Annotated in this window: 3 protein-coding genes; 2 read left to right on the plus strand and 1 reads right to left on the minus strand. The window is 75.2% G+C overall.

Going from position 1 to position 2,898, the window contains the following annotated elements:
- Positions 1-284: 284 nt before the first annotated feature.
- Entirely contained in the window at positions 285-479 is a 195-nt protein-coding gene (locus ADL22_RS12885) for a helix-turn-helix transcriptional regulator (RefSeq protein ID WP_066977442.1), read from the plus strand.
- A gap of 21 nt (positions 480-500) precedes the next feature.
- On the opposite strand, the gene ADL22_RS12890 is transcribed toward ADL22_RS12885, so the two are convergent.
- Positions 501-1,607: a LacI family DNA-binding transcriptional regulator gene (locus ADL22_RS12890; protein ID WP_079064076.1), complete on the minus strand. Its 1,107-nt coding sequence runs from the start codon at positions 1,605-1,607 to the stop codon at positions 501-503.
- 220 nt (positions 1,608-1,827) lie between these two features.
- Here ADL22_RS12890 and ADL22_RS12895 point away from each other — a divergent pair, with 220 nt between their 5' ends.
- A complete protein-coding gene (locus ADL22_RS12895; RefSeq protein WP_079064077.1) occupies positions 1,828-2,895 on the plus strand; it encodes a Gfo/Idh/MocA family oxidoreductase in 1,068 nt (355 codons plus the stop codon).
- The last annotated feature ends 3 nt before the right edge of the window (positions 2,896-2,898 follow it).

Genomic DNA, 2,898 nt, shown 5'->3' on the forward strand with positions numbered 1-2,898 from the left:
GGCGGGGGCCAGGCCGGGTGGCGTCCGCCGCCTCCGGAACGTCCGCTCCCGATGCGCTCCGGAACGTCCCCGCCCGGATCGTCCGCTCCGCGTCACAGCCGTCCCTCCCCCGTCACGGCTGTCACCGTTACGCGGGTCTTCCGTCACAGCCCCTCGACAGCCCCTCCCCCGCGGTCACGCACCGTCGTTCCCCAGGCAGAGGCTGAGTGATCCCGCCGCCGTGCGCCGCCCCGCCGACCCGGCCGGGGCATCCCGGCGCGACGGCGCCAAGGAGGTGCGCAGAGATGACCGACCGAAGGCTCTGGTCGTACAAGGAAATCGCGGCCCACATCCAGGTGCAGCCGGACACCGTGCGCTCGTACCGCAAGCACGGCCTGCTGCCGGAACCGGATCTCGTGGAGGCCGGCAAACCGTACTGGTTCGCCGACACCGTCAGAGCCTGGGTCGCCCGGCGCCCCGGCCACCGCGGCCGCCGGTGAACGGGCGGCCGACACCCCGGGTCAGCCCGCGCCGGGCGGGCCCGCCGACGACCCCCGGACCGCCAACTCCGGTGCCACGAGCCGGTGGACGGCCGGAGCGCCCGGGTGCGCCATCCGGTCCAGCAGGCAGCGCGCGGCGCGCCGGCCGACCTCGTGGCTGGCGTTGTTGACCGAGTCCAGCCAGAGGTGGCGGATCCGGGCGAGGTAGGTGTTGTCGTAGCCGACGAGGGAGAGGTCACCGGGCACGTCGAGGCCCAGCTCCCCGGCGGCGGACAGCACGCCGATGCCGGACAGGTCGTTGAAGGCGAGGACGGCGGTGGGCCGGCCGGCGCCGCGGGCCGGGCCGAGCAGCCGTACGGCGGCGCGGTAGCCGCCCTCCTCCGTCCCGTCGCCCGGCTCCACCACCGCGTCCGCCGCCCGCCCGTGGGCCCGCGTCGCGGCCTCGAAGCCGCGCCGGCGCAGTTCGCCGACCGGGCCCGGTCCGGCGATATGGGCGATCCGGCGGTGGCCGAGGCCGAGCAGGTGCTCGGTGGCGAGGCGGGCGCCGCGCTCGTCGTCGTTGGCGACGATGTCCACCCGGGGCAGCCGGGGCCCGTGGTTGCCGGCGATGACGGTCGGCAGCCGCGCGGCGGTCTCGGCGAGCCCCGCGGTGTCCGGGAGGGTGCCGACCACGACCAGCCCGTCCACCCGGAGTTCCAGGAAGGTGCGGGCGAACTCCTGGCCGGCCAGCCGGTCCAGTCGCCCGTCGGCCATCAGCATCCGCAGCCCGTGCGCGTGGAGCAGGGAGTTCAGGCCGTCCAGCACGTCCACGAACCACGGGTTGCGCATATCGTTCAGCAGCACGCCCACGGTGTGCGTACGCCGGGCGACCAGGCTGCGGGCGGCGGCGTTGGGCCGGTAACCCAGCGCGTCGATGGCCTCCTGGACGGCCTGCCGCTTGGCGTCGCTGACCCGCGGCGAACCCTGGAGAACGAGCGAGACCAGCGACTTCGAAACCCCCGCCCGCTCCGCGACGGCCCGAATCGTCGGCGGCCGCGCCACCCCACCAACCGCCGCGCCGGCCGCACCCGGCGCGCCCGGCACATCCGCCGTACCCGGCACGTCCGCGGGCTCTTTGGACCGTTCCATAACCGGCGATCCTCCCACCGGGCCATCCTCGCGTCAACGGACGCCCGTCACCCCGAGCGCGAAGCCCCCGCCGACAGCAACACCCGGACAAACACCGGGCCTTGACATCCTGACATACGGACCTGCAAGGTGCCGGAAACAAGGGAGTTGGACCGTTCCAAACGCCAACCACCGCTCCCTCGCACAGCCCCTCCCTCTCCCCTCCCGAAGGGAAGCAGCCATGAAGATCGGCCTCATCGGCACCGGGCGCATCGGCGCGTTCCACGCCGCGACCCTGCTCGGCGTCCCCGGCGTCACCGGTCTGGTCGTCGCGGACGCGGACCCGGCGCGGGCCGCCGCGCTCGCCGGCACGCTGGGCGTACGGGCCGCGGGCAGCATCGAGGCGCTGTACGCGGAGGGGATCGACGCGGTGGTGATCACCGCCGCGACCAGTGCGCACGCCGCCCTGATCCACCAGGCGCTGGACGCCCGCGTCCCGGTCTTCTGCGAGAAGCCGGTGGCGCTGGACGTACCGGGCACGATCGCCGTCGCGGAACGGGCCGAGGCCGGCACCGTGCCCGTGCAGATCGGTTTCCAGCGGCGGTTCGACGCCGGCTACCGGGCCGCCCGCGCGGCGCTGCGCTCCGGCGAACTGGGCTGGCTGCACACCCTCCGCGCCTGCACCAGCGACCAGGTGCCGCCGCCCGCGGCCTTCATCCCGACCTCCGGCGGGCTCTTCCGGGACTGCGGCATCCACGACTTCGACATCATGCGCTGGCTGACCGGCCGCGAGGTGGTCTCCGTCTACGCCCAGGGCGCCAACCGCGGCGCGGCCTTCTTCGCCGAGGGCGGCGACGTCGACACCTGCGCCGCGCTGCTCCGCTTCGACGACGACACCCTGGCCACCGTCACCGCGACCCGCTACAACGGCGCGGGCCACGACGTACGGCTGGAGGTCTGCGGCTCGGCGGGCACCCGCGTCGTCGGCCTGGACGACCGGGCCCCGCTGCCGTCCGCCGAACCGGCGCTGTCCTGGCAACGGGCGGCGCCGTACGCCACGTTCATGGAACGCTTCCACGACGCGTACGTCACCGAGCTGACGGCCTTCGTCGAGGTGGCCGCGGGCCGGGCCCCCAGCCCCTGCACCCCCGCCGAAGCCCTGGAGGCCCTCTACATCGCCGAGGGGTGCGCCCCCTCCCGCCGCACCGGCCTGCCGGTCACCGTCGCCGACCTCCGCAACGGCACCACCACGCCCGGCACGGGCCCGGCACCCGGCACGCCCGCAGCACCCCCGGCCACCGCCCCCTAAGCC

The sequence above is a fragment of the Streptomyces sp. NRRL F-4489 genome (assembly GCF_001509485.1).
Taxonomy (GTDB): Bacteria; Actinomycetota; Actinomycetes; order Streptomycetales; family Streptomycetaceae; genus Streptomyces.